Raw genomic sequence first — 26,491 nt, 5'->3', positions numbered from 1 at the left:
CGAAGTTCGAGATTCGAGATTCGAAGTTCGAACTAAGAAAAATATATACGACGATTACTTAAAGCTGTTCAGTTTTGAAGGAACACATAAATTGGATATATGCTTGAGGTAAGACCCAAGAGGAATGCTTGGATCGAACCTCGAATGACGAACATCGAATATCGAATTTCTGGTGGCGATACCGGAGGGGGTACACCTGTTCCCATCCCGAACACAGCAGTTAAGCCCTCCAGGGCCGATGGTACTCGGGGCGCAAGCCCCTGGGAGAGTAGGTCGTCGCCAGAGTAATTTTACAAAACCCGCTGTCTTTTGATTAAGACGGCGGGTTTCTTAATGTTTTAAGTGAGTAAAAAAATCATCTCTGTTAGTCAAAAAATTGCTATTAGTGAATAAAAATGAACATAATTTCAAAACCTAAGTCTGTGATTTCTTTTAATAATAATATAAAGGGGGTAATTGTATGCCGGATGTTCACTGCACTGTAAATACCTGTAAATATTGGGAGGCACGCAATTTGTGTAATGCACAACAAATTGTGGTACAAAGTGATGGTCACGGGGGCTTTTCACCTAACGCTCAACTAGAGCAACTATCCGCAACTCCCGCAGCCAATATTGCTGAAACTTGCTGCCAGACATTTAAAAACGCAAAGGGTTAAGGAAAAGGCACCTCCGGGTGCCTATTTATTTTGAGTGATAAATAATTGCTTACGAAAAATCAATATATATACTATTGCAATTAACAGGAAGAAAGGGTATTATACCTTTTGTTCAATAAAATGCGAAGGATTGAGTTTTATGAATGTAAATCTTGCGTCAATGATAGACCATACTTTGTTAAAGCCGAATACAACATTTGAACATATTGAAAAGCTATGTAAAGAAGCAAAGGTATATGGGTTTGCCTCAGTTTGTGTTAATCCTTGCTATGTCCCCCTGTCAGTGGAGCTACTCAAGGATTCTAACGTCAAGGTCTGTACAGTTATTGGTTTTCCTCTAGGTGCTAATACTACAGCTGTGAAAATATATGAAGCTCAAAATGCCATCCAAATGGGGGCAGATGAGCTTGATTATGTAGTTAATGTGGGTTATGTATTTGACAATAGATTTGACCTTGTAAAAAAAGAAATGGAAGAGTTTGTGACCTTGCGTTCCACTAGCTCAAAAAAGCTGGTAATAAAAATAATCCTAGAGACCTGTTATCTAAATGAGGAGCAAATAATTAGGCTATGCGAAATGGCAAGGGAGACTGGGTTAGATTTTGTTAAAACATCTACTGGATTTGGTACTGGTGGGGCGAACATTGAACATATAAAATTAATGCGTAGCATTGTAGGTACCCATGTTGGTGTTAAAGCTTCAGGGGGCATAAAGAATTATCAAGATTCTATTGCAATGGTAGAGGCCGGAGCAAATAGAATTGGGACCAGTTCGGGGATCACTATAGTTGAAATATAATAAATGCTGTATGAGGTCAGGAGCTACTCCTGACCTCATACATTTAGGACCATTTTAAACTTCATTGTACCGAAGGAGTTGAGGTTTTAGTTGGATTGGTATCATTTTGATTGTTTCTAGCACTTCGAAAGCCAAGTTCACCCATTTCATACATGAACTTGGTTTTGCTTTTATGATCATCACCCAACAGTCCAAGCTTTTCGTTTTTCTCAGACATCTTAAAACCTCCCATCGGTTTTTTAGTCGGTCCGAATTTATTATTTCGCAGGTATTCAAAACTTATTAAGCACAAAAACAAGTGTCTCCTTAAATACATAAAAAATAAACGTAAATTTAATATAGTATTATAAACTGACTTTACAAAGGTCTTTTATAATGGTGCAAAAATATCATTCAGGAAAGGGGAAACTGGTTTTGCGTATTGCCATTTTCACTGATACCTTCCTTCCGCAAATAAACGGGGTTGCTCGCACCATTGGGAGACTTGCAGATACCCTAACTAGAAATAATATTCCCTGTGTGGTTATCACTCCGGAAACAAAATTTCAAGGGCAGCGAAACTATGAGTTATTAGTCTCCCCAGGTTTGAGTCTACCCTTCTATCCTGAGTGTCTGTTATCTATACCAAACTACACTGAGACCTTTCAAAAACTTAATAGTTTTAAACCAGACCTTATTCATGTGGCAACCGAATTTTCCATGGGTATTTGTGGCTTGAAATATGCTTCCACTACCGGGTTGCCCATTGTAAGTTCATACCACACCAATTTTCCTCAATATCTCTCCTATTATAAAGTGGAAATAATTGCCATGTTAGCCTGGAAGTATCTACGTTGGTTTCATAATATGTGCCTCAAAAGTTATTGTCCTTCAAAATCTACTCTGAAACTGTTAAAGCAGCAGGGAATAAAAAATCTGGAAATATGGGGCCGAGGTGTTGATACCGAACTTTATAATCCGGCTAAGTTTGACTTTTCTTTTAGAAAAAGGTTTGGACAGAATAAAAAATTGCTTCTTTATGTGGGACGACTAGCACCTGAAAAGGACATAGATATATTAATGAAATCCTTTCAGATGCTAAATAAAAAGCATCGAAATAGCCATTTGGTCATTGTTGGAGATGGTCCTTTAAGACAGAAATTGGAGCAGTCTGCACCACCAAATGTAACCTTTACCGGATATCTTCATGGGGATGAATTGTCTAGGGCCTATGCCTCAAGTGATATATTTGTATTTCCTTCAACAACTGAGACCTATGGTAACGTTGTATTAGAAGCCATGTCTTCAGGACTTCCTGTGGTAGCAGCCTTCTCGGGGGGAGTGAGGGAAAACCTGGTAAACAGGATAAACGGACTTGCCTGCAGTCCACGCAACGTTATGGATATGGTTACAGCAATGGAACGGCTAATTACAGACGAAACTTTAAGAAAAGAGTTATCACTTCAGGCAAGGGACCATGCCATGACAAAGTCCTGGGATACCATATTTAATAAATTAATCCTGAGTTATCAGGAGATTGTTTGTTTACACAATAAAGTTACAGCTTAGCTTAAGGTATAAATTCAAAGGAGTTTTAGGTAAAGTTAAGACTATTCTAATGAGTCGTTTATAAAGGATTAACATTAGTATCTTATAATGACTATAGCTTATGGCTTTAGCCGAATGGAATGCGCATAAGGCATATGTAGAGTACATATATAGGTGATATGGTCTAGGGGTATTTAAAATAGTTGGTGAGGTGGGGCAAGTGCTTAATTTCGTGATGTCCCTCAGGAACTTATCGGTCAGCAGTTACACTAAAGCTCATCTGCCCCAGTTGCCGACTCAAATTGTACTGGGAGCTGGTGCAACTCATCTTTTTTGCAACCTTCAAGCCATTGAAATACTTCGAAATGATAATCATTTAAGGGCAGCTAATTTGTTTAGCCACTTTATAAATCAACTGGAGGCAGGGGTAATTTGGGCCGACAAGGGTTTTAAGAGTTTATCCCACCATTATCATCCCGAGACCTCTTCCGGCAAATGGCACTGGTTTAATGCCAGCACTGTATTTGAAGAATATTTTGAGCAAGCAATTAGCCATTGGAAGAGCAAGAAACATGAAGGAGCCATGTTTTATCTAGGTGCCGCCAGCCATCTGTTGCAGGATATGTGTGTGCCACATCACTCCCGCTGTGTTATCCTGGATGGACACCAGGAATATGAGCATTGGGCTGAAGAGCATAGGAATGAATATCGTGTTTATGAGAAGGGGCTTTACCAAAAAATGACTTGTCCAAGGGATTGGATACATCACAATGCGTCATGCTCCTTTAATTTTTTTCATCTTGTAAAGGCAGGTATTTCAGAGGAATCCTATCACCAGGCAACACAAGCCCTACTTCCCCTAGCCCAGCAAAGCACCAGTGGTTTTTGGTTATATTTTTACGAAATGATACTTGAATAAGGGGTGAGATAATTGACAAAGGAAGTCATAGATAAAATTCTTGATGAAATAGGATTGGAGGAAATAAAGAAAGACAAGGAAATAGGGGAGAGAGAGTTAAGGCCGAAGGAGTTTAGAGTTTAATTCCTTTGGCCTTATGTTTCAGGGTTAATTCATTTCCTCAAAGTGTCCGGTAATAAGGTAAATTACTTCCTCGCCAATATTTGTGGCGTGGTCTGCAATACGTTCCAAATAACGGCATACAAACAGCAGGGATGTTGCCTGCCTAATAGTTTCAGGATCGTTCTCCATGAATACTATCAATTCCTCATATACCTCACGGAAATAGTAGTCTACATCATCATCATAAAGACACATCTTTCTGGCCTTATCCTGGTCATGGTTTACATAGGCATCAAGACCGTCCTTAATCATTAGCTGGGTTAATCGAGCCATCTCATTAATCTTGGTTAGTGGTTTTATTAATTTCTTGTCTCCTAGTTTAAGGGCAATTTTGCTAATATCAACAGCATGGTCGGCCATTCGTTCAAGGCTAATGATTATCTTTAAACCTGTGGTTGCCATTCTAAGGTCCTTTGCGATGGGCTGCTGCGTGGCAATAATTTTAATAATGGTATATTCGATATCACTAAACATCTCGTCGATAGCATCGTCCCCATCAATAACTTCTTGAGCTAAGGCAACGTCCTGGCAGGTTAATGCTTTTACCGACTTATAGATAGCAATTTCAACCATACTGGCCATCCTTAAAATATGCTGTTGCAAATGATTTAATTGACGATCAAAGGAGAAACGCGTTGACAATATTTCCAAGCCTCCCAAAAAGTAAGTGTAAAAAAATAAGAACACTATCAAATGATTATCATTTACAAGTGCCTTAATAAACCTTAAATAACAGAATGACATCAAGTATAAAATGATGTCTATGTTTGCAAGGATTCATTCTTATTATTAAGGTTGTATAGACTTGTTAACGGCCAAGTATTTTCATTCGTAGTCTTATTTTCTTACTCATTATAAAGAGCAAATGTTAGGAATAGATGAATAAATTATAAAGATATTATTAATAAATTATAGATGGGGTTTTTCCTTGCCATTATGAATTGCTTTTGTTTTCAATTTCATTTTTTAAGGCCAGCATTTTCAAATCTAAGGAGGCTACAATCTCAGCAGCTTCTTTAAGGCTACATTGTATGGGGGAGGGTATACCCTTATTGTATTTATAGTAAATTTTGTGTTCTAAGCTGGCCCAAAAATCCATGGCTATGGTTCTAATCTGTATCTCTACCGTATGAAGCTTTGCCCCAACAGATAAAAAAACAGGGATTTCTATAACTGCATGAATACTTTGATAACCATTTGGTTTTGGATTTTTCACATAATCTTTTATTTCCAGTAGTTTTATATCGTCTTGTAAACAAATCATATCCAGAATTTTGTAAATATCTGGGGTAAAGGAGCAAATTACCCGAATGCCGGCAATATCACGAATCTGGGAATTGGCATTTTCAAAACTAACTTCTAGGTTCTTATTCTTCAATTTATTAATAATACTGTCTGGAGTTTTTAGTCTTGTTTTAATGTGTTCTATTGGATTATAGTCATGAATTATATGAAATTCTTCGTTCAAAATATTTAGCTTTGTTCGAACTTCATCCAAAGCAAATTTATAACCAATCAAGAATTTAGCCCATTCCTTCAATTTACTGTCAATAATTGTTTCCCCCATGTTATACCCCTTCTTTAAAGAAAATCATTCACTCCTAATGTGTACCTTCCAAAGTAATTTTATTTCTATATTAAGGTGAAAGCTCAAGGCTATAACCCCTTAAAGGAATTTTATAGTAGAGATTGAATATTATTCAATAGTTGCTATACGAAAGGAGATAACCTTCTCAAACTATGCAATATGAAAGCATGACAAAAGAACAGCTAATTGCTAAGATAAATGAGCTACAGCAGAAATTGCAAAACCAGGAAATGAAAAATAATAATCTAAATAATTTATTAAACAGTGCAAATAATTCTTTCCTTGAATTTAATAAAGACTGGAAATATGCTCTATTAAGTGAGGCAGAAGAGCAAGTAAGAATCTCTAATGAACGATTTGCCAAAGCATTTAATGCCAATCCTGCTGCCTCAGCCATAACAAGGTTAAAGGACGATATAATTGTTGATGTTAATGACAGTTTCTTAAAACTATTTGGATATTCCCGTGAAGAAGTGATAGGGGTTACTCCAACTATTCTTGGCACGTGGATAGAATCAGAGGCCCGACTTGAAATGCTTAGTATGTTAAAGAAGCAGGGACAAGCTGATAGTATAGAAATTGATATACGAAAAAAGTCAGGAGAAAGGGCTACTGTGATATTATCAACTGCGTTAATCGAACTTGGCGGAGACGAGCACATTGTAGGCTCAATGGTTGATATATCAGAAAGAAAAGTATTAGAGAAACAGCTGAAGCAAACAAACCAGAAAATGTTTAATATTCTTGATGGTATCACCGAAGGTTTTTTTGCTTTAGATAGAGAAGGGCAGTTTACCTATGTAAATAAACATCAATGTTTAGCCCTTAATAAAAAAAGAGAAGAAGTGTTGGGTAAGAGTATATGGCAGCTATTTCCAAAGTCCCTAAATTCGAAACTATATAAGGAATATCATAAGGCTATGACAGAACGGATACCTGTACAATTTGAGATGACTTCTGTCTATGAAGATGCTTACTATGAAATTCGTGCCTTTCCATATGATGATGGAATCTCTGTCTTTATAAAAAATATTACTGAGAAAAAGAAATACCAAAAGGAGATTTCCAGACTAAGCTATTTAAATCTTATCGGTCAGATGGCTGCCGGCATAAGCCATGAAGTTCGTAATCCCTTGACAACCGTGAGGGGATTTCTGCAGATGCTGCGAGGTAAGGATGAATGCTCTAAGTTTAATGATTATTTTGAATTGATGATTGAAGAGCTTGATCGTACCAACTCCATCATTACAGAATATCTTTCCATGACCAAGAGTAAATCAGAGGAACTCGAAATGCAAAACCTAAACACCATTGTGGAGACCATCTTACCCCTAATTCAAGCAGATGCAGTTGGTCAGGATAAGTATGTGGAAAGTGAATTGCACGAAATTCCAGACATACTATTAGATAGTAAAGAAATACGTCAATTGATCTTAAACCTTTGCCGAAATGGCCTGGAATCAATGGGGCGGGGCAAGCGCTTAAAAATCATAACCAGCAGGGAAGATAATTGTGTGGTCCTTGGGATTCAGGACCAGGGGGAGGGTATTACTGGAGAGGTATTGGAGAAATTAGGCACGCCATTCTTCACTACCAAAACGGAAGGGACTGGATTGGGGCTTGGAATATGCTATAGTATTGCTTCCCGGCATAATGCAATAATAGATATTAAAACAGGTGAAGAGGGAACAACCTTCTTTGTTAGGTTTAAATTGTAGTGTAATGTGTGCATTTTATAAAAGCTTCAAAGACCTACAAAAATTCGACACAAGAAAAAGGATATTGTAATTTATTAATAGAATAGATTTATTATGTTCTCCGAGCCATATTGCCTATAGGTCTTGCGCTATGGTTTTATGGCCGTTTAGGGTTAACCGGGAAACGGGTTAGCCTCCCTTTGGAAAGGAGAGTATGATACCACCTGCCATTACAGAGGGTTGGTTAGTGCTGCTTTCCAAAGTGGTGCTATCTAACCCTTTTTTCTAGATTTAATATAAATTGACATGGGGGTATGTAAATTGATTCCGAAAATTAAGCTATTTATTAACGGGCAGTGGGTTGAATCTGATCAAACAGAGAAAGTCTTAAATAAAGCAAATGGGGAACCTGTGGCAGAAATTTATGTGGCTGGTCTGAAGGAAGTGGAGCAAGCCGTCACGTCTGCCCAAAGGGCCTTTAAACGTGAGAAGATAGCTCCTTATCGGCGGTATGATATTTTAAAAAGGGCCAGTGAACTGCTAATGGAGAGACAAGAAGAAATGGCCCTTACCCTTTCCCTTGAAGTTGGCAAAACTATAAGAGAAGCAAGGATGGAAGTATCCAGGGCTGCTCAAACCCTATTGATTTCTGCAGAAGAGAGTAAACGTATCCATGGTGAGATAATTCCTATCTCCAGTTCACCTGGTAATGAAAATCGTCGCGCCTGGACTATAAGGCAACCTTTAGGTGTGGTTTGTGCGATAACTCCCTTTAACTTTCCTGCAAATCTAACTTGTCATAAAATTGGTCCTGCTATTGCTGCAGGAAATGCTGTTGTATACAAACCTGCCAGTACCACACCAATCTTTGGAGCAAAACTATGCGAAATATTTTTAGAATCCGGACTACCTAAGGGATATCTTAACATGGTGATGGGACCTGGTTCAGTGGTGGGAGATGCTTTAGCAAAGGACCAAAGAATTGATTTCTATAGTTTTACCGGCAGTACTTCCGTGGGATTAAAACTTAAAAATTCGGTTGGACTAAGGCCTGTTTCCTTGGAGCTGGGGTCTAATTCACCAACAATTGTTCATGGTGATGCAGATTTAATGGTAGCTGTCGAAGCATGCACCCGCTCTGCCTTTGCCAATGCAGGACAAGTTTGTATCTCGGTTCAGCGAGTTTATGTTCATAATTCTATTTATAATGATTTTTGCCAGCAGGCGGCAGCTCTTGCTAAAACTTTAAAGGTTGGGGATCCTTTAGATCCCACGACTGATATTGGGCCAATGATAAATGAAAAAGAAGCTATCAGGGTTGAAGGCTGGCTTCAAGAAGCAGTAACTGAAGGTGCAAAGATATTGGTAGGGGGGAAGAGGAATGGCCCCTTTCTAGAACCTACTATTTTAACAAATGTTCATCCTAAGATGAAATGTAGTTGTCAGGAGCTCTTTGCCCCTGTGTTTAATGTAGTATCGTACAATACAATTGACGAAGCCCTTGCTATGGCTAATGATTCTAACTATGGTTTGCAGGCAGGTGTTTTTACCAACTCCTTGGATATAGCTAGCCGCTGTGCAGAAGAATTAGAGTGCGGCGGGGTTATAATCAATGATGTATCAGCATTCCGAGCGGATCTTATGCCCTATGGCGGTTGGAAAGAGAGTGGAACCGGGAAAGAAGGGCCACGTTATGCCATAGAGGAAATGACCAGGGAAAAAGTAGTGGTATTGAAGTTGAAAGGTAAATAAAATGAACTAGTTTGTTTCTTGACCTAGCCCTATGGTTTACTCCATAGGGCTTTATTAATAAGCAATTACTAGAAGATAATTATACTAAATGGTATATTCTGATAAATATGTAAATGAAGATATAAAATGCTTTATCTCCTCCTTGGATCGTGTTATATTTTTAGTAATTAGTAACACAGACGGAGGGATGGGGATTGCCAAGCAAGGAGGTGTTGACCCGGTTTGGGGTTTCTATGCCCCAGGATTTAATTGAACAATTTGATAAATTAATTTCCGAGCGGGGGTATGATAGTCGATCAGAGGCTATCCGTGATTTGGTTCGCAAATCATTAATAGATCCGAATCATCTTCAGTCAACTAATATGGTTGCCGGGACTATCGTTATTATGTATAATCATCATTTCGTTGGCTTAACTAATTATCTTTTAGAATTACAACACGATTATCACCATGAAATAATTTCGACCATGCATGTTCACATAAATCACCATCAATGTTTAGAAATAATAGTGGTTCGGGGTGTTTTGGCAAAGTTAAGACAAATGCATCAAATGATACAAGTGCAAAAGGGTGTCTTTTATGCTGAGCTATCTGTTACCTATGTAGATGAGCAGCAAACAGCACACAAATCTGAAGCTTAATAGCATCATGCATGTACATATTCTTTAAGGTATAAATACAAATTTCTAAGAAAGATACACCTTTAGAATAGGAGGAAAATAATGTTTAGAAAAAATATAATCACATTGGTATTTATAATTATCTTGCTGGCAGTAACCGGGTGCAGCAATTCCAACAGTCAAGGGGAATCCAAGGAACAGCCTGCCGGGAAAAAAGTAGGAACCTTACAGTTCATAGCCAATGGTGAGGATTTCATCCGTGAGGGATTTATCTCAAAGGATGGCTGGGCACTCACCTTTGATCATGTTTACGTTAATTTATCCGAGATAACCGCTTACCAGGCAGAACCACCCTATGATGCCCATAATGGAGGGGAGATCACTGCCAAGGAAAAGGTAGCTCTGGCTGGAAGCCTTACGGTAGACCTGGCAGAAGGAGATGAGGATGCACCACCGGTGCTGGCAGGTGAATCTCAGGAAGCCCCCATTGGCCACTATAACGCCATATCCTGGAAAATGACCAGGGCAATGGATGGCCCGGCCAAAGGCTATTCCCTTGTCATTGTAGGTCAAGCAGTAAAGGATGATAAAACCATCGACTTTGTACTTAAGTATGAGACTGAGTATAAATATACAGGTGGAGACTATGTGGGGGATGAGCGTAAAGGAGTGCTGCAGGAAGGCGGCACTGCAGATATAGAAATGACCTTCCATTTTGATCATATCTTTGGTGATATGGAAACTCCCGCTGATGATGAGCTGAATACCGGTGCCCTGGGCTTTAAGCCCTTTGCCGACTTGGCCAATGATGGAAAGTTTGAGGTGGATATGACTACCCTGAAGGAAAAACTATCGGCTGAAGATTACAAAATGCTGGTGGACGTACTGCCTTCCCTGGGTCATGTGGGTGAAGGACATTGCCACGTAGAAGTTCAATAGTTATTTTTTTGTTCAAGTCTCCTGCCTCAACGATATTTCGGTGGGGCGGGAGTTTCGCTTCAAGGAGGCTAAGATGAATAAGTTATACCTCTTGACACTATCTATTATTATGCTGATGGCTACACCAGTCACAGCCTTGGCTCACGGGGTAAACATTACCTTCGAATCAACCAGTGCCATATATATTAAGGCAGCATATGACACAGGTGAACCTTTCAGCGAAGGGCAAGTGACCATCTTTGCCCCGGATAACCCGTCGGTTCCCTGGGCAACCGGCAAGGCAGATGAAAACGGTCACTATTACTTTACTCCCGACCCATCCAAGCCTGGCACATGGGATGTCCAGGTGCGCAGTGCGGGGCATGGAGGAATGGTTCATATACCTGTGGGGACCACACAGGCGGACATCGGTGGTGCCGGCTACACCGCCACACAAATTGTACTGATGGGAGCTTGCGCCATCTGGGGGTTTGTAGGAACCGCTTTATTTTTCTCCAGGAGGAAAAGCTGATGCACATACCTGATGGTATATTACCAACCTCTGTATGCTTGGCAGGCTACGCAGTCACCGGGGTTGCCACTTGGTACTCCCTGGGTAGAATAAACAGCCAGGATGACCCAAGGGAGGGAATTCCCAAAGCTTCCCTTCTAGCGGCGGCTTTTATGGTGGCCTCATGGATCCATATTCCCATTCCACCCACCAGTGTCCATCTGGTATTGATTGGCCTGATGGGGGCAATTTTGGGTTGCTATGCATTTCCAGCCATTCTTATTGGACTTTTTTTCCAAGCTGTCCTGTTTCAGCATGGAGGACTGACCACTCTGGGAATAAATGCTTCTGTTATGGGTATTTCAGCCCTCCTGGCCCACCATATTTTTCAGGCCCGCAACCTTTTTGCGTGGGATGGTAAAATCAAGCTATATGTTTTTGGGTTTATTGCGGGGGCCTTTGGTACAGGTATTGCCGCGGTAGTGATGTTTGTCATCCTGTTCAACACAATACCTGCTCACCTTGATGTGGCAGCAGAAAAGGCCGGTATCTATGCCTTAACCTTGGCCCATGTGCCCCTGATGATTATTGAAGGACTTTTTACTGCCTTGGTAGTAATTTTCTTAAAAAGGGTCAAGCCAGAATTACTAAAGATGTAAATGGGGAGGCTTTAGAATGGATTTGTACGTGGATAAGTATGCCTACCTGAACACAGCTATACACCGCTGGGATCCCCGTTATAAACTGGTCTCTCTTATGACACTGGTGTTTTCCTTTTCCTTTGTTCAAGACATCAGGATGATCCCGATGATGTTAGGTATAAGTGCTATTCTTTACACCTTATCTCGCCTACCCTATTCGTATCTATTGTCCCGCTTGCGCCTGCCAGGCATCTTTATGTTGGCTACCCTTGTTATCTTGCCCTTTATGTCTGGAAAAGAGGTCCTTTTTCAGGCAGGACCTCTATCGATAAAGGTAGAGGGTTGCCTTGTCGCTCTATTGATCGCCTGTAAGTTTGTATCAATCCTGACACTTGGCATAGTCTTATTTGGGACCACACCATTTATTACCACTGTTAAGGCAATGCGCTCCCTTGGTTTGCCTCCATTACTGGCTGATATGACACTTTTTGCTTATAGATATCTTTTTGACATAGGCGCTGACTTTAAAACCATGCAGACTGCCATGGGCTTGAGGGGCTTTCGAGGAGGTAAAAAAAGTATGGGTACTTTGTCATCTCTAGCTGGTACCATACTTGTTCGCAGCTATGAGCAGTCGGATCGAGTTTTTAAGGCCATGATTATGAGGGGTTACGGTCAGACTGTTTCTTACCGGGAAGATTTCCAGGCCTCCTATCAGAGAGGACTAGCTGGTTTAGTGGCATCACTGCTGGTGGCAGCCTCCTTTGTGGCAGTCCAGCTTTTATTAAAGGATATACTGGAGGTATTGATCTAATGGCAATTCACAAGATATTGCCGGATTCTATGATTTCCTCAGGCAAGGCTCTACAGACTGTGGGGCTTACGTATCATTATCACGGTAGGCCTCCGGTATTAAAGGGCTTAGACCTTGAGATCCTGGAAGGGGAAAGGGTTGGGGTTATCGGACCCAATGGTGCAGGGAAGACAACTTTATTTATGCTGTGCTGTGGAGTTATTATGCCAACTTCGGGCGATATTCAATTGTTTGGAAAGCAGGTAAAAACAGGTGAGTTTCGACCAGAATTGGGCATGATATTTCAAAATCAGAACGACCAGCTCTTCTGCCCTTCTGTACAGGACGATGTTTCCTTCGGTCCCCAGAATTTGGGTTTGGACAGGAGTGAAGTAGAGGAGAGGGTAAAGGAGGCTTTCAAGATCACTGGCATTGGGGATCTTGCCCAGCGCCCCCCACACCATCTGTCTGGGGGAGAAAAACGTTTGGTGGCGATTGCCGGGGTACTGGCTATGCGTCCAAGGATGGTTATCTATGATGAACCAACTTCCAACCTGGATATTCGCTTTCGGAGGAGGTTAATTAATTTCTTGAAATCAACCACTAGGGAAACAATGCTCATAGCCTCCCATGACCTGGAATTTATCTTGGAGGTTTGCAACCGGGTTATCTTGCTTGACGGAGGAACTATTTCGGCAGATGGAATTCCCAGGGAAATCATGAGCAACCGAGAATTAATGGAAGCCCATGGTTTGGAGAAGCCTCACTCACTGATACCACATAAAGAAAACCATCATCTTGAGCATGAATAAACCCATGAGGTAAGCTTACTTTGGTGAGGAATAGGTTTCATGAAAATTGGGGGAATCTTTATGCTTTAGAAAAGGAGCAAAGGCAATAGAACCATATTTTAGCCAATCAATATTAGTGCCATATACAAGCTTACTTAAGACCGGGTTGTCTTCAGACCGGACTATAGTATCAAAGGTATCATCATCTATGGTGTCATAAAAGTTTCTATAGTTACTCATTATGTTTATGATCCTTTTATATTTCTGCACTAATTTATTATAATCCCTATTTTTAATAATAGCATAGGCTGCCATGGCTCCTGTGGCCATTGCAGTTGCAGCTCCAAGACCCAAAAAAGGGTCTAAGAAGCCGCCTTGATCCCCAACAAAAAGGCAGTTTCTCCATTGCTTACCCTCTGAATCTGCCGCCACGTGTGTCCTCTCATATGTTCCAAGAAGAGTTGTATTTTCAAGGAGGTTCTCTTTAGCAAAGAAACCTGTCCAGCATTGATTAAACTCGTCCCAATTCCGAACATGGGGGACAGTAACGTATAATGAGGCTATTTGGGAACTGAAAGGGGCTAAAAATCCGTACCCATCCTTCAATATCCCTTTATTTCCCCAGACAATGGCTGTATTTTTTTTGAAGCTGCCATGTAATTTAGCTACCCTGGTGTAAGCTACCAGGTACTGTTTCCAACCTTCTAAATACTTATCTGCAATATAATCTTCACTTCTACTACCGTTTGCAACTATTACATAATCATATTTGTGGGATAAATTATCAATAGACTGTCTTTGCTCATAAAAGATTTTTGATTTTTTAATATTACTTAAAAGTTGATTTCCTAGGGATATTGGTTCTTGGCCGATTATAAAACTATGGCCAATAGTTTCGTTAGAAATTGTTGCTTGGGAATTTTTACTATTAATAATTAGTTCAGTTATGGTTTCCAGGGGAGATATCTCTACTGCTAGCAGTTTTTTTATATATTTTATCGGTTGAGCTGTAATGCCCCGGTATGCCATATTAAATAAAACACCAATATGGGAGTAATGGTCAGCAATAAATAAATTCTGCTCATAGATATCTGGGACAATTCCGTTTTTCTCCAGTACTATCCCTGCGGCAAGACCTGCCACACCAGCACCTATTATGGCTACTTTCATGAAAAACCTCCGATTTTGATTGGGATACTTATTTTATTTTTGGAACTTTGTTTGAGTTTTATTCACAATATAAACCAGATAAAATCACAGATTGTAGATGTTGCTGTTTTATGTTATATACGTTGTCAATTTTAGTCAAAATCTGTTGGTAATTTTTATAATAAATAATTATAATTGAATTGATAGATATAAACCTTTTTGGCATAATAAGTACAAGGTTATTTTAATCTTCAGAGTTAATCAAAAAATTAACCCAGTACGGATGAAAATTATTACCTCCAAGCCTTAGGACCTGTAATAAAAGATAATGGTTCTCTGGCCGTTAGGGTTCAACTGGAAACGGATGAGCCTCCCGTGTGGAAAGGATGGTAAGTCTTATTAGCCATGCCAAAAACCGCACACCAGTGCGGTTTTTATTAATTATAGAGCGTTCTCCGAGCCTTACTACCTAAAACATTATGTTATGGTTTTATGGCCGTTTAGGGTTAACCGGGAAACGGGTTAGCCTCCCTTTGGAAAGGAGAGCATTATTCCACCTATAATACAGGGTTGGTTTAGTGTTGCCTTTAAAAGGGAGCACTAACTGACCTTTTTTCTTTTATGTAAGGGCGTGGACAGTCGTATACTGGACGGTTTTGGACAAGTATAGGAAGGAATATTCCTTGCTTGAGATTGAAATTTATTGCCAAGTGGTCGGAGGTGACATAATGACAACAGAGATTAGTGAAGAAGAAGCTATTTTAACTCTGTCTTTAGTCATTGCAGATATGGCCTCGATGATGGATAACAATGTATTAAATAATAATATTACTAATGTAACTAACGAGCTGGTTTGTAACGCGTCAATAAAACCTTTAACAAAGGATTTTTATATCACATTAAATAGTTTGGTACATATACTAAGGCAAAATATAAATAGATAGTATTTAGAGGAGAAGAACAGACAATTAATTAAAAGAGGAATAAAAAGTATTAGCGGAATCATAAAACAAGCCTCTAGTGTAAAGAACTACACAGGAGGCTTAAACAAGTTAATTAATTACAAATTATTAGGACCTAACCATTAGGTCTTTTTTGTTTTGTTTTGAAATTTACTTAAGCTTGTCGTTGGATATCTTATTCAGTAATTGAATTCTAGCCTGGGCAACAACTGCTTCTGGAAAGGCATACTTAAACTGTATTTTTGCCCATTCCCTAAAAGAAGGACTGGCGTTGAAAAGGTCTGCCAAAGTTTTTTTCATATCTTCAAGCTCTTTTAGGTCCGTGTCAGATATTTGATCATGTTTAATTATCGACAGGGTGCTGCCTTCGCTTTTAGTGGTGGTATCGGTAGTTTGACTTATTCTGCTTACTAACCGTGCCTCAAATTCTTCCCTAATGGACTCTTTTCTTTGCTCTAACAAGTAAGCCTGAGCCTGGAGGTGATCTGGTAAATAAGCTTGTAGGGGCAGGTTATTATCTGCTAAAAATTTGTAATAGGAACTAATTGATGGTTGAGTGTCTAATTGTTCAATAAGCTTCTGGACTCTTTCTTCTGGAGATATGAACATTTCTCCATCCCCAGAATTTAGCCATGACTCTGAAACACCATACCTAACACATACATGTTTAATTAATGATTCGGATGCTTTCTTAGAAGCACTTTCGATATTGCCAACGTGGCTTCTATCTATACCTAAATCTTTGGCCATAAGGGTTTGGGTTAAACCAAGGGTCTCCCTGAGCTGCTTAAATCTATCAGAAATAGTCATACACATTCCTTCTCAGAAATATTTTATAATTAATACAGTTCTTGGAAACGCATTGTTATTGACACGCTTTCTCAGAAGCATTATACTTACTTTTAAATAGCAAGGTTAAAAATACCAATTCAACCTTAGAAAGCGACATTTATTCTGTGCCTTAGGTTAGCAGGAAGGGGGCAAGAATAAAAAAATTGCACTAAAAGACAGAAACACAAGAAGTATGGGGGACAGCAGTCTAGAAACAGAACACCCCGTTTTGTATATTTATTGCCTTTATCTAACTGATATTAACAAATTTTAAGATCTATGACAAGTGGTTTTGCTAAACACTTCCAGCAAAGTGATGGGGAAAAGTGTAAAAATTTGTCAAGGATATTTGCTAGTGCTGGCACTGTTATTTAGGTGGAGATATTTTAAATGAATTTAGGGAGGTAAGGATGCTTAAGGAAATACCCCTTGAACAAGCGTTGAATATTTTGTTGAAGTATACGAAGCCCGTTGGCTTTGAGGAAATTAATATTATAGATACTCTAGGGAGAGTGTTATACGAAAATATTGTTGCTGATTTTCCACTTCCTCCTTTTAATAGGTCTCCCTTGGACGGATATGCTGTCATAGCTGAGGATACAGTAAATGCTAGTAAAGAAAAGCCATGCTCACTTAAAGTTACTCAAAATATATATGCCGGGGATATACCAGCAAAACCATTGGTGCATGGGGAAGCCGCTGCTATAGCAACCGGGGCCCCACTGCCGGATGGAACAAACGCAGTAATTAAAATTGAGGCTACTCAGCCCTTAGAAGATAGAGTTCTAATATTTTCTCAACTAAAACCTGGTGATAATTTTATTTACATGGGCGACGATGTTCTGGAAGGGGAAAAAATTCTTTCAGAAGGTATGATAATCACGCCAGCTGTTGTAGGTCTTTTAGCATCTATGGGAAAAAAGCAGGTTAAAGTGTTCAAGAAACCAAAAGTAGCAGTATTAACAATAGGTGACGAACTAGTTGGTATAGATGAACCAAGGCTGCCAGGCAAAATATACAACAGTAATGTTTATGCGGTTTCTGCCCAAATTACTGAAGCAGGAGGAAGGGCAGTACCTTATAAAAGTACTGTTGATGAAATGAATCATATAGCCTATCTATTAAGCTATTGTCTAAAGGAAAATGACCTGGTAATAACCACTGGTGGTGTATCCGTTGGCAAAAGGGATCATGTTAAAGAGGCGATAAGGCTTAGTGGTGCAAATACCTTATTTTGGAAAGTCAATATAAAGCCGGGGACACCTATTGTCTGTGGTGAAAAGGATGGTCGCCTTATTATTGGTTTATCTGGAAACCCATCGGCAGCTATGATTACTTTCTATATGTTAATAAGACCTATTATACAGAGGATAACTGGCATGCAACACGTAAATTCACCAAATGTAACTGCCATTATGGATGAATCCTTTAATAAAAAAAGCAGTCAACGAAGAATGCTAAGGGCAAATGTTTACTGGAAGAACGGAAGTTATCGTGCAGTGCCAGCTGGGACACAAAGTCCAGGGGCTTTAAAATCAATGTTACTATGTAATGCACTAATTGATATACCAGGTGGTCGAGGTCCATTAAATGTTGGAGAAGAAGTGAACGCGATCTTGTTGTCCTCAAATTATGTCTTATAGGCAATTAAATTATCTAAAAAATCATAATATTGAAAAAAATGACGAAAGAAGGTGGGCTAAAGAGTGAATATACCTATGGTAGCAATCGTTGGAAAGTCAAATGCCGGAAAAACAACCTTTATTGAAAAACTAATCAAAGAATTAAAACTAAGAAATATAAAGGTTTGCACAATAAAGCATGATGTACATGGATTCGATATTGACAAACCTGGCAAGGATACTTGGCGCCACGCTAAAGCAGGTGCTGATACAGTGGTAATATCCTCACCTGCAAAGATGGCTATGATTAGCAATGTATCCGAAGAATTAACCTTGGACCAGCTTGCACAAATTGTTAGCCTTGATACAGACATTATTATAACGGAGGGTTATAAAAAATCAAATAAACCGAAAATTGAAATATGCCGTTCTGAGAGAAGTGAAGGACTATTGTGCGCTCCGGATGAGTTAATTGCCCTGGTAAGCGATATGTCCTGGAATATAGGTGTTCCGGTATTTGAATTGGATGATGCAGTAGGAGTTGCAGATTTGTTGGAAAGTAAGTACCAGTTTAAGAAGCAGACTGAAAAACTGGTCAATTTTTAATTATCAAAGAGGATCTAATTTGGAGTGCAGAAAATTGAGTATATTTTTGCACTACCAGTTAGGTAATACACAAGGGACAGAAGGGAGTGAAGAAGCCAATTAAGAAAACCCGACATATAGCAATCCCGTATAAACAAGGGGGGATGTATTCAGATGCAAAAAATAAGCAGGCGTGAATTTTTAAAAGGTATTAGTCTGGGGACTGCCGGGTTAACTATAGCAGCAAGTTCTGCAGTAGCTTCAGAGTCCCAAGACCATTTTACAGGGGAGAAACTACCTTTAAAGCTTAGGAAAGTAAAGGAAACATATTCAATTTGTTGTTTTTGTGGTTGTGGCTGTGGACTATTAATTTATTCTAACGAAGAGGGGCGAGTGGTATTTTGTGAGGGATACCCGGACCATCCAGTTAATGCAGGTACTATCTGCCCCAAAGGAAATGGAATTATTGAAGGTAATACTGTTATAAGCAAAAAGAAGAACCGGGTCTTTAATAAGCAGCGGATCACTAAGCCCCTTTACCGGGCTCCCTACAGCAGTAAATGGGAAGAGAAGAGCTGGGATTGGGTTCTTTCTGAAATTGCTAAGAGAGTTAAAAAAACCCGTGATGAATCCTTCGTTGAAAAAGATGAGAAGGGAGTAACGGTAAACAGAACAACTGCCATAGCTCACTTTGGCGGTGCTGCCCTTGATAATGAAGAAATTTATTTACTTCATAAAATGTATAGAGCTTTAGGCATGCTTAACATTGAACACTGTGCCCGCCTCTGACACTCGTCCACGGTAGCCGGTCTGGCTCCCAGTTTCGGACGCGGAATTATGACTAATCACTTTGTTGACTATAGGAATGCCGATGTAATTTTAATAATTGGTTCAAATACAGCAGAAAATCACCCTATGGGAATGAAATGGGCCATGAAGGCAAAGGAAAAGGGTGCTAAACTTATTGCTGTTGATCCAAGGGTCAGTAAATCAGCAAGCATGTGCCATGTTCATGCGAGGCTGCGTCCGGGCACAGATATTGCGTTTATTAATGGAATGCTGAATTACATTATTGAGAATGACCTTTGGTCTAAAGAGTATGTTTTAAATTATACTAATGCTAGTTTTTTAATAAATCCGGAATACAACTGCGAGGACGGAGTATTTTCAGGATTAACTGAAATTGACGGGAAATTTAGTTATGATACCTCTACCTGGCAATATCAAAAGGATGGCGAAGAAATAAAAAAGGATCCCACATTACAAGATCCTAATTGTGTATTTCAAATTATAAAGAAACATGTGAGCCGCTATGACATTAGAACCGTTTGCCAAATTACCGGAACACCGGAAGAGACCTTTAAAAAGGTCTGTGCTTTGTATGCTGCCAGTGGGCAAAGGGGCAAAGCAGGTTGCGTTATCTACGGTATGGGCATAACCATGCATTCTGTGGGGACACAAAACGCAAGGGCACTTTGTATGCTGCAACTTCTTCTTGGCAACATGGGTATTCCTGGTGGCGGAGTTAATGCCCAGCGCGGGGAACAAAATGTTCAAGGCTCCACTGATATGGCTATGCTGCATGGTAATTTGCCGGGATATCTTGGTATGGTTTATGCCAGTAAACATAAAACGCTAGCAGAGTATATAGAGGTTGAGACACCTAAAACAAGCTACTGGTCTAATAAACCAAAGTTCTTAGTTAGTCAGTTGAAGGCCTGGTATGGTGAACATGCCACTGAAGAAAATGATTTTTGCTATGACTGGCTGCCAAAACATGATGGTAAGAATCGTTCATATATGAGTTTGTTCAACTATATGTCCGAAGGTACAATTAAAGGTTGCTTTGTAACGGGACAAAACCCCGCGGTTGGCGGACCATCCACCGTTCAGGCCAACAAAGCCATGGAGAATCTTGATTGGCTGGTGGTCTACGACATTTTTGAAATTGAAACCGCAGCCTTCTGGCACAGACCTGGAGCGGACCCCAGTCAAATAAAGACAGAAGCGTTTTTATTGCCTGCGGCCATGTCCTTTGAGAAGGAAGGCTCAGTAACAAACGCCGGAAGGTGGATACAGTGGAGGTATAAAGCGGTTAATCCTCCGAATGAAGCTAAGTCTGATCTTTGGATAGCTTACAACCTGTTTAAAACCATAAGAAAAGAATATCAAGATGGCGGGAAATTTCCTGAGCCAATTATGAATCTGGTATGGGATTATGACATACCCGGTGAGGAGGAGCCTGATATTGCGAAGGTGGCAACTGAGCTAAACGGCTATGAAGTTGCTACCAATAAAGTCCTAACAGGTTTTTCAATGTTGGCTAGTGATGGTTCAACTGCCTGTGGCAACTGGGTTTTAAGTGGTTACTGGGCAGAGGACAAAGATGCCAAAGTACCGGCTTGCAAGCGTAGGATTAACAAAGATCCGTCTGGCCTGGGAGTCTTTCCTCAATATTCCTTTTCCTGGCCGGCTAACCGACGTATTGCCTATAATCGTTGTTCAGCGGATCCTTCCGGTAACCCTTGGAACCCAGATAAACCCTATGTTAGGTGGGACTCTGTGGCAGGCAAATGGATAACCGTGGATGTACCTGACTTTAAGGCATCCGAACCTGCACCGGAGCCGGGGGCTGCCCCAATAACGGTACCGCCGGAAAAATCTGCTGTGGATGCATTTATTATGTCGGAGGATGGACATGGACGTTTATTTGCTGTCAAGGGCCTAAGCGACGGTCCTTTGCCGGAACACTATGAACCCTATGAAAGTCCTTTTAAAAACCTGATCTCTAGACAGCAAAATAATCCAATGGCACTTACATTTAAGACCGGTGTTTTCAGTAAATTAGCAGAGCTTGGTAGTCAGCAGTACCCCTATGTAGCCATTACTATTCATGTGGTTGAACATTACCAAAGTGGTGCAACCACCAGAAATTGCCCCTCTCTAGCTGAAATATCAGCTCATATGTTTGTCAACATTTCGACTAACCTTGCTCAAAGGATTGGCGTACGGAATGGTGATGATGTTATTGTTGAATCTGTTCGGGGTCAAATAACCTGTAAGGCAGCCGTAAACGGTGTCTGTGTCCCGTTAACAATAAACGGTCAGGAAACCGAAGTGATATCTATGCCCTATTCCTGGGGTTTTAAGGGCCTAACCACCGGGGCATCAGCCAATGATTTGACTCCTTCCGTAGGAGATCCTAACAGTAACATACCAGAATACAAAGCATTTCTTTGTAACGTGAGGAAAGCATAGAGTTGAAGGTAGCTATTTTTTAATTGGGGGTGTAATGAAGTGCCAAAGGGTGTGCTTGTAGATATAACAAAATGTATCGGTTGTAAAGCTTGTCAGGTAGCCTGTAAACAATGGAATGACTTGCCAGCTAAGATACCAGCCTTTGAGGATGGCCTAACGGGGCCGCCTGATATGGATGGGGACACCTATACTGTTGTTAAATTTAAAGTTTTAGAGATTGATGGCGATTACAAAATTCGCTCATCTAAGATGCAATGTATGCATTGCCAATACCCGGCCTGTGTTTCAGCATGCTTTGCCAAAGCCTTGGAGAAGGATACTAAAACCGGCGCGGTAATATACCATCCTCATCTTTGTGTGGGATGTCGCTACTGCATGCTTGCTTGCCCATTTGATGTTCCCAAATATGAATGGGATAAAGTGTTCCCCCTGGTAGCTAAGTGTCAGTTTTGCTTCGATCCTAACGACCATTATGATCGTCTTAGTTACGGTTTAAAACCGGCCTGTGTGGACACCTGTATTACCGATGCTCTTATATTTGGTGAACGTGACGACTTATTAAAGGAAGCCTGGAACAGGATTAATAGTGAACCAGCATATATTAAAAAGGTATTGGGTGAAAATGAAGCCGGTGGGACTTCCTGGTTGTACATTTCCGACGTGCCCTTTGAAAACTTTGGCTTCCGACCCAATTTGGGTACCATACCGTTGCCGGAGTACTCTCACAACTTCCTAAAATGGACACCAATTATTGCAGTGGGCTGGGGTACCTTGCTAACTGTAATGTACCACTATACCAAGAGGCGTGATCAAATCGCCAAAGATAGCGGTAAAGATGTTCATTTGTAGTAAGGTAAAATTGACGAACCATTTGGTTTACTGGGGGGAAAGAGATGTCGGCAAATAAAGGGTTAATTAAAGAAATTTCGGAGTATAACTGGAAGTTTAGAATTACTCCTGTCCGCAAGGTTCTTTTTTTACTGGCTGCCCTTTGCGTGGTAATTGCGGGATACCGCTTAGCAACCGGCCTTGGCACCAGTACTAATCTTAATGACCAGTGGCCCTGGGGCCTCTGGATCGGCTTTGATGTTCTGACAGGCGTTGCCTTGGCCGGAGGTGGATATTTTACTGCCATTGTGGTTCATGTGCTCCACAAAAACAAATATCATGCCATAGCACGCAGTGCAATGTTAACCTCTTTGCTTGGCTACCTTCTAGTTATGGCAGGGTTGTTCCTTGATATCGGCCAATGGTTTAACTTCTGGCGTCCCTTTGTGTCTTGGGGTCATGCTTCAGTATTGTTTGAAGTCTTCTGGTGTGTATCCTGCTATACTACCGTTCAGGTATTGGAATTCGGTGAAATTATGACAGAAAAAGTTGGAACAAAGTACCACGATTTCTTTAAAAGGGCCATGCCGGTTTTGCTTATTGTTGGTATTATTTTTCCAACTTTGCACCAATCCTCCCTGGGTGGATTATACTTGATTATGGTAGATAAACTTTACCCACTATGGTGGTCAACCATGATTCCTCTTTTCTTTCTGATGTCTTCCTTCTTTGTGGGACCCGCCATGATTTGTGTGGAAGGTGCCCTTGCAGGCAGAGCCTATAAGCATCAGGTGCCCATTAACGTACTTCAAGGATTAGTAAGGATATCCGGCGTGATAATGATTATTTATCTTGCCCTTAAAATTTATGATCTTGCTAGCCGAGGGGTACTGGGTATGATCTTTTTAGGTAATATAGAGGGTAACTTTTTCCTGATTGAGATGGTTCTAGGTGTTGTTGTACCTATAGTTATTGCTTTCAGTGGAATGAGTGCAACCAGAACCGGACTTGCGACATTTGGTATTCTGGTCAGTGCCGGAGTTATTCTAAACCGAATGAACGTAGTATTTACCGGTATGTCAGCATCCTTAGGAGGCTGGTATTTCCCTTCGATTATGGAGTGGGCCGTTAGTATCGGGTTGGTTGCTATTGGTTGTTTGGTCTACTGCTTTATAGTGGAGAATTTCAACATTTTAGAACATGAGGAACCCAATCAGAAGGTACATGCCTAATCGTACACAAAGGAGCTGCTTTCATGGGATTAAATAATAGCACGGAGAAGCTTGCAAGCTTTTATCTCGAAATAATGAATCTGGAAAAGGATACTCAGTCTCTAGATTTATGGGTCAGTTTTGATACCGAGCAAATTAAGGAATGGAGCCAGGGAAAAGCAGCCCTTGCAGTAGCTCCACCCGGAATTGAATCAGAAAGGCTATTTATGCATCTTTGTGCTGTGGCCAAGGCCTGCCAAAAGTGGCAGGTCGGACCGCAGCCTGTGACAAATAATTATATTAATAGTATAGAGGAATTATCAAAGCCCCAAAGACAAGAATTTATAACTTCGCTGTTTCTGGTGGAGGGAAGCATGCTGAAATGGTCCAAATACTTAAATGTACCGGCAGACTTGCTTGAATATATCGCTTATAACACCTTTAAACCAGTAGTTAAAACCTATGCAGAAATTGTATTAGGCCAGATACAAATAAGTGATTGGACCCATGGGTACTGCCCTGTTTGTGGTTCACAACCATCAATAGCAAAGCTCGCCGGCAAGGATGGACATCGTAGACTATACTGCGGGCGGTGTGAGATCGATTGGCGTTATAAAAGATTAGGCTGTCCCCATTGTGACGACAATGCTTCCCAAGCTTCTTTTATCACTTTGGATAATTATAAGCAATATCGTATATATCTGTGTGACAGGTGCAAAAGCTATTTAAAAACTGTCGACGAGCGTATTTCCGGAGAGGTCGATCTTTTTTGTGAAGATTTAGCCACTGCTGAACTAGACAAAATAGCTCAAGCTGAAGGTTTTCAGCGGAGCCATAGTAGACAATGGGTATAGGGTGGCTATAAAATCTAATATTTTTGTGTATGTTTATTGTAAACGCGCCTGTTTATCCCCCGGTTAGAACCGGGAATTTTTTTTGGGACAAGGGGACAGGTACCTTGTCCCACTAAGGAGAGCTGATATACTTGCTTTGATGTGATCATGATGGGCACGTTAAGCATAAAGAAAAGTAATAGTGGAGCTTTTGAACGATACTTATAATAGGCAGGGATTAAGTCTGCGTGATAGGGAAATTGCTACCATTCTCATGCTTTCAGCCATAGGAGGAAGTTAATCCCAACTTTGTGTACATATCATTCGGGTCTAAATTTTGGATCAACAAGAATTTTGGATCAACAAGATAGGAAATTGAAGAAGTAATCATTCACACTGTTCCATAGGCAGGTTTTCCACCTGCAATAAATGCACTTAATGTACTTAAAGGTTTCTAATTAATATAATTCCTTTAAAACCCTAGCAATGGTTGTAATATAGTCCAAAGATTTTTTGGAAATAACATTGAATTTGCATGCATATTCCAATATAATCTAGAATTATTACTATAAATTGCACTACTGTACACAATTAACCAGGTAGAACGATAAACGAAGTAATGGAAAAACAAGGTTATAATTAGGAGGATGAAGGATGTCACGGGTGTATAATTTTTCAGCAGGTCCCGCAGTATTGCCTGAAGAAGTTTTAAAGGAAGCTGCAAATGAAATGCTAAATTATAATGGCACAGGAATGTCTGTTATGGAGATGAGCCATCGTTCTAAGCCCTTTGAGGAGATCATTACTAATGCAGAGCAGGATTTAAGGGATTTAATGAATATTCCCGACAACTACAGAGTGTTGTTTCTTCAGGGTGGTGCGAGTCTTCAGTTCTCAATGATTCCGATGAACCTGATGAAAAACGGTGTTGCAGACTATATAGTTACTGGACAATGGGCCAAAAAAGCTTATCAAGAAGCCCAGAAATACGGAAAGGTAAATAAAATTGCATCAAGTGAGGATAAAACCTTTTCCTATATACCTGATTGCTCTGACCTTCCGATTTCAGAGAATGCGGACTATGTTTATATATGTGAGAATAATACTATCTATGGAACTAAATTTAAAAATCTCCCTAATACAAAGGGGAAAATATTAGTATCTGATGCTTCCTCATGCATCTTATCTGAACCAGTAGATGTAACTAAATATGGTATTCTTTATGCAGGGGTTCAGAAAAATGTAGGACCTGCAGGAGTAGTAATTGTAATTATTAGAGAAGATTTAATCACAGAAGATGTACTTCCAGGAACACCAACAATGATGCGGTATAAGACTCATGCAGATGCAAAATCTTTATATAATACTCCTCCAGCATATGGTATTTATATTTGCGGGAAGGTTTTCAAGTGGCTGAAAAAAATTGGTGGCCTTACAGCAATAAAAGAATACAACGAGAAGAAAGCAAAAATTATTTATGATTTCCTGGATCAGAGTCAGTTATTCAAAGGTACGGTTGTCAAGGAAGACCGTTCCTTTATGAATGTTCCGTTTATAACTGGCGACGCAGATCTGGATGCCCAATTTGTTACAGAAGCCACAGCTGCTGGATTTATGAACTTAAAAGGTCATAGAACGGTTGGAGGTATGCGTGCATCTATTTATAATGCCATGCCCATAGAAGGTGTTGAAAAGTTAGTTGCTTTAATGAGGGAATTTGAAGCGAAAAATCTAAAATAAACTAAGTGGTATTGAGGAGTTCCAACATAAAAATTATGTTTGGCACTCCTTTAATTTTTCGAAATAATTGTTAACACAATTTTTGCCAAGGACTAG

General features: G+C 40.1%; 25 protein-coding genes, 1 rRNA gene and 3 riboswitches. Of the genes, 21 read left to right on the top strand and 5 right to left on the bottom strand.

The features are described from left to right. The first annotated feature begins 168 nt into the window (after positions 1 to 168). The 3 genes from rrf to deoC all read left to right on the top strand — a co-directional run bounded on the left by rrf (position 169) and on the right by deoC (position 1,457). Positions 169 to 285 (top strand): 5S ribosomal RNA (rrf, locus tag P6N53_RS06135). A 175-nt stretch (positions 286 to 460) separates the two neighbouring features. Then, on the top strand, positions 461 to 658 hold the full coding sequence (locus P6N53_RS06130) for a DUF1540 domain-containing protein (protein WP_304541912.1): 198 nt from the start codon (positions 461 to 463) through the stop codon (positions 656 to 658). A 139-nt stretch (positions 659 to 797) separates the two neighbouring features. Beyond that, complete coding sequence (gene deoC / locus P6N53_RS06125; RefSeq protein ID WP_304541911.1) at positions 798 to 1,457, top strand: deoxyribose-phosphate aldolase; 660 nt, start codon at positions 798 to 800, stop codon at positions 1,455 to 1,457. A 61-nt stretch (positions 1,458 to 1,518) separates the two neighbouring features. Here the strand turns inward: deoC and P6N53_RS06120 are convergent, their stop codons facing one another. Then, positions 1,519 to 1,674 (bottom strand): hypothetical protein, encoded by a 156-nt coding sequence (locus P6N53_RS06120; protein ID WP_304541910.1) that lies wholly within the window; start codon positions 1,672 to 1,674, stop codon positions 1,519 to 1,521. A gap of 197 nt (positions 1,675 to 1,871) precedes the next feature. Between P6N53_RS06120 and P6N53_RS06115 the strand changes: the two genes are divergently transcribed. Continuing rightward, positions 1,872 to 3,005, top strand: coding sequence for a glycosyltransferase family 4 protein (locus P6N53_RS06115; protein WP_304541909.1), 1,134 nt, complete (start codon positions 1,872 to 1,874; stop codon positions 3,003 to 3,005). A 199-nt stretch (positions 3,006 to 3,204) separates the two neighbouring features. Next, positions 3,205 to 3,903, top strand: a complete 699-nt coding sequence (locus tag P6N53_RS06110; RefSeq protein ID WP_304541908.1) for a zinc dependent phospholipase C family protein — start codon at positions 3,205 to 3,207, stop codon at positions 3,901 to 3,903. Between the two features lie 147 nt (positions 3,904 to 4,050). Here the strand turns inward: P6N53_RS06110 and phoU are convergent, their stop codons facing one another. Next, positions 4,051 to 4,707 (bottom strand): phosphate signaling complex protein PhoU, encoded by a 657-nt coding sequence (gene phoU, locus P6N53_RS06105; RefSeq protein ID WP_304541907.1) that lies wholly within the window; start codon positions 4,705 to 4,707, stop codon positions 4,051 to 4,053. Between the two features lie 292 nt (positions 4,708 to 4,999). Further along, positions 5,000 to 5,632, bottom strand: a complete 633-nt coding sequence (locus tag P6N53_RS06100) for a GTP pyrophosphokinase (RefSeq protein WP_304541905.1) — start codon at positions 5,630 to 5,632, stop codon at positions 5,000 to 5,002. Between the two features lie 188 nt (positions 5,633 to 5,820). On the opposite strand from P6N53_RS06100, the gene P6N53_RS06095 reads away from it, so the two are divergent. The 8 genes from P6N53_RS06095 (at position 5,821) to P6N53_RS06060 (ending at position 13,397) form a co-directional block, all read left to right on the top strand. After that, entirely contained in the window at positions 5,821 to 7,371 is a 1,551-nt protein-coding gene (locus P6N53_RS06095; protein WP_304541904.1) for a PAS domain S-box protein, read from the top strand. 86 nt (positions 7,372 to 7,457) lie between these two features. Beyond that, a riboswitch (molybdenum cofactor riboswitch) is annotated at positions 7,458 to 7,577 on the top strand. 94 nt (positions 7,578 to 7,671) lie between these two features. Further along, complete coding sequence (locus P6N53_RS06090; protein ID WP_304541902.1) at positions 7,672 to 9,102, top strand: aldehyde dehydrogenase family protein; 1,431 nt, start codon at positions 7,672 to 7,674, stop codon at positions 9,100 to 9,102. A 194-nt stretch (positions 9,103 to 9,296) separates the two neighbouring features. Further along, on the top strand, positions 9,297 to 9,743 hold the full coding sequence (gene nikR / locus P6N53_RS06085) for a nickel-responsive transcriptional regulator NikR (RefSeq protein WP_304541901.1): 447 nt from the start codon (positions 9,297 to 9,299) through the stop codon (positions 9,741 to 9,743). A gap of 81 nt (positions 9,744 to 9,824) precedes the next feature. Continuing rightward, entirely contained in the window at positions 9,825 to 10,661 is an 837-nt protein-coding gene (locus P6N53_RS06080) for a DUF4382 domain-containing protein (protein ID WP_304541899.1), read from the top strand. A 73-nt stretch (positions 10,662 to 10,734) separates the two neighbouring features. Next, positions 10,735 to 11,172, top strand: coding sequence for a carboxypeptidase regulatory-like domain-containing protein (locus tag P6N53_RS06075; protein WP_304541897.1), 438 nt, complete (start codon positions 10,735 to 10,737; stop codon positions 11,170 to 11,172). Further along, positions 11,172 to 11,810 (top strand): cobalt transporter CbiM, encoded by a 639-nt coding sequence (gene cbiM, locus P6N53_RS06070; RefSeq protein WP_304541895.1) that lies wholly within the window; start codon positions 11,172 to 11,174, stop codon positions 11,808 to 11,810. Before P6N53_RS06075 ends, cbiM begins: the two co-directional genes overlap by 1 nt. A gap of 16 nt (positions 11,811 to 11,826) precedes the next feature. After that, positions 11,827 to 12,606 (top strand): cobalt ECF transporter T component CbiQ, encoded by a 780-nt coding sequence (gene cbiQ / locus P6N53_RS06065; protein ID WP_304541894.1) that lies wholly within the window; start codon positions 11,827 to 11,829, stop codon positions 12,604 to 12,606. Then, entirely contained in the window at positions 12,606 to 13,397 is a 792-nt protein-coding gene (locus P6N53_RS06060) for an energy-coupling factor ABC transporter ATP-binding protein (protein ID WP_304541893.1), read from the top strand. The genes cbiQ and P6N53_RS06060 overlap by 1 nt, the downstream gene beginning before the upstream one ends. Before the next feature lie 15 nt (positions 13,398 to 13,412). Here P6N53_RS06060 and P6N53_RS06055 read toward each other — a convergent pair whose 3' ends face one another. Further along, a complete protein-coding gene (locus P6N53_RS06055; RefSeq protein ID WP_304541892.1) occupies positions 13,413 to 14,546 on the bottom strand; it encodes a geranylgeranyl reductase family protein in 1,134 nt (377 codons plus the stop codon). Between the two features lie 264 nt (positions 14,547 to 14,810). Beyond that, positions 14,811 to 14,929, top strand: a riboswitch (molybdenum cofactor riboswitch). A 37-nt stretch (positions 14,930 to 14,966) separates the two neighbouring features. Further along, positions 14,967 to 15,085: riboswitch (molybdenum cofactor riboswitch) on the top strand. Positions 15,086 to 15,253: 168 nt separating this feature from the next. On the opposite strand from P6N53_RS06055, the gene P6N53_RS06050 reads away from it, so the two are divergent. Then, a complete protein-coding gene (locus P6N53_RS06050) occupies positions 15,254 to 15,469 on the top strand; it encodes a hypothetical protein (protein WP_304541891.1) in 216 nt (71 codons plus the stop codon). Positions 15,470 to 15,637: 168 nt separating this feature from the next. Here P6N53_RS06050 and P6N53_RS06045 read toward each other — a convergent pair whose 3' ends face one another. Next, the gene (locus P6N53_RS06045) at positions 15,638 to 16,297 is read right to left on the bottom strand and encodes a helix-turn-helix domain-containing protein (RefSeq protein WP_304541890.1); all 660 of its coding nucleotides are present in this window, start codon (positions 16,295 to 16,297) and stop codon (positions 15,638 to 15,640) included. A 431-nt stretch (positions 16,298 to 16,728) separates the two neighbouring features. Between P6N53_RS06045 and P6N53_RS06040 the strand changes: the two genes are divergently transcribed. The 7 genes from P6N53_RS06040 (at position 16,729) to serC (ending at position 26,395) form a co-directional block, all read left to right on the top strand. After that, complete coding sequence (locus tag P6N53_RS06040) at positions 16,729 to 17,961, top strand: molybdopterin molybdotransferase MoeA (RefSeq protein WP_304541889.1); 1,233 nt, start codon at positions 16,729 to 16,731, stop codon at positions 17,959 to 17,961. A gap of 75 nt (positions 17,962 to 18,036) precedes the next feature. Then, positions 18,037 to 18,546 (top strand): molybdopterin-guanine dinucleotide biosynthesis protein B, encoded by a 510-nt coding sequence (gene mobB / locus P6N53_RS06035; protein ID WP_304541917.1) that lies wholly within the window; start codon positions 18,037 to 18,039, stop codon positions 18,544 to 18,546. 153 nt (positions 18,547 to 18,699) lie between these two features. After that, positions 18,700 to 21,783: a formate dehydrogenase-N subunit alpha gene (gene fdnG, locus P6N53_RS06030; RefSeq protein ID WP_304541888.1), complete on the top strand. Its 3,084-nt coding sequence runs from the start codon at positions 18,700 to 18,702 to the stop codon at positions 21,781 to 21,783. Positions 21,784 to 21,822: 39 nt separating this feature from the next. Continuing rightward, positions 21,823 to 22,632, top strand: coding sequence for a 4Fe-4S dicluster domain-containing protein (locus P6N53_RS06025; protein WP_304541887.1), 810 nt, complete (start codon positions 21,823 to 21,825; stop codon positions 22,630 to 22,632). Positions 22,633 to 22,676: 44 nt separating this feature from the next. Further along, on the top strand, positions 22,677 to 23,843 hold the full coding sequence (gene nrfD / locus P6N53_RS06020; RefSeq protein WP_304541886.1) for an NrfD/PsrC family molybdoenzyme membrane anchor subunit: 1,167 nt from the start codon (positions 22,677 to 22,679) through the stop codon (positions 23,841 to 23,843). A gap of 23 nt (positions 23,844 to 23,866) precedes the next feature. Beyond that, entirely contained in the window at positions 23,867 to 24,676 is an 810-nt protein-coding gene (locus P6N53_RS06015; RefSeq protein ID WP_304541885.1) for a formate dehydrogenase accessory protein FdhE, read from the top strand. A 633-nt stretch (positions 24,677 to 25,309) separates the two neighbouring features. After that, positions 25,310 to 26,395, top strand: coding sequence for a 3-phosphoserine/phosphohydroxythreonine transaminase (gene serC / locus P6N53_RS06010; protein WP_304541884.1), 1,086 nt, complete (start codon positions 25,310 to 25,312; stop codon positions 26,393 to 26,395). The last annotated feature ends 96 nt before the right edge of the window (positions 26,396 to 26,491 follow it).

It is taken from the genome of Desulforamulus aquiferis (assembly GCF_030577015.1).
In the GTDB taxonomy this organism is placed as follows: domain Bacteria; phylum Bacillota; class Desulfotomaculia; order Desulfotomaculales; family Desulfotomaculaceae; genus Desulfotomaculum; species Desulfotomaculum aquiferis.
This window is presented reverse-complemented; position numbering and strand designations above follow the sequence as displayed.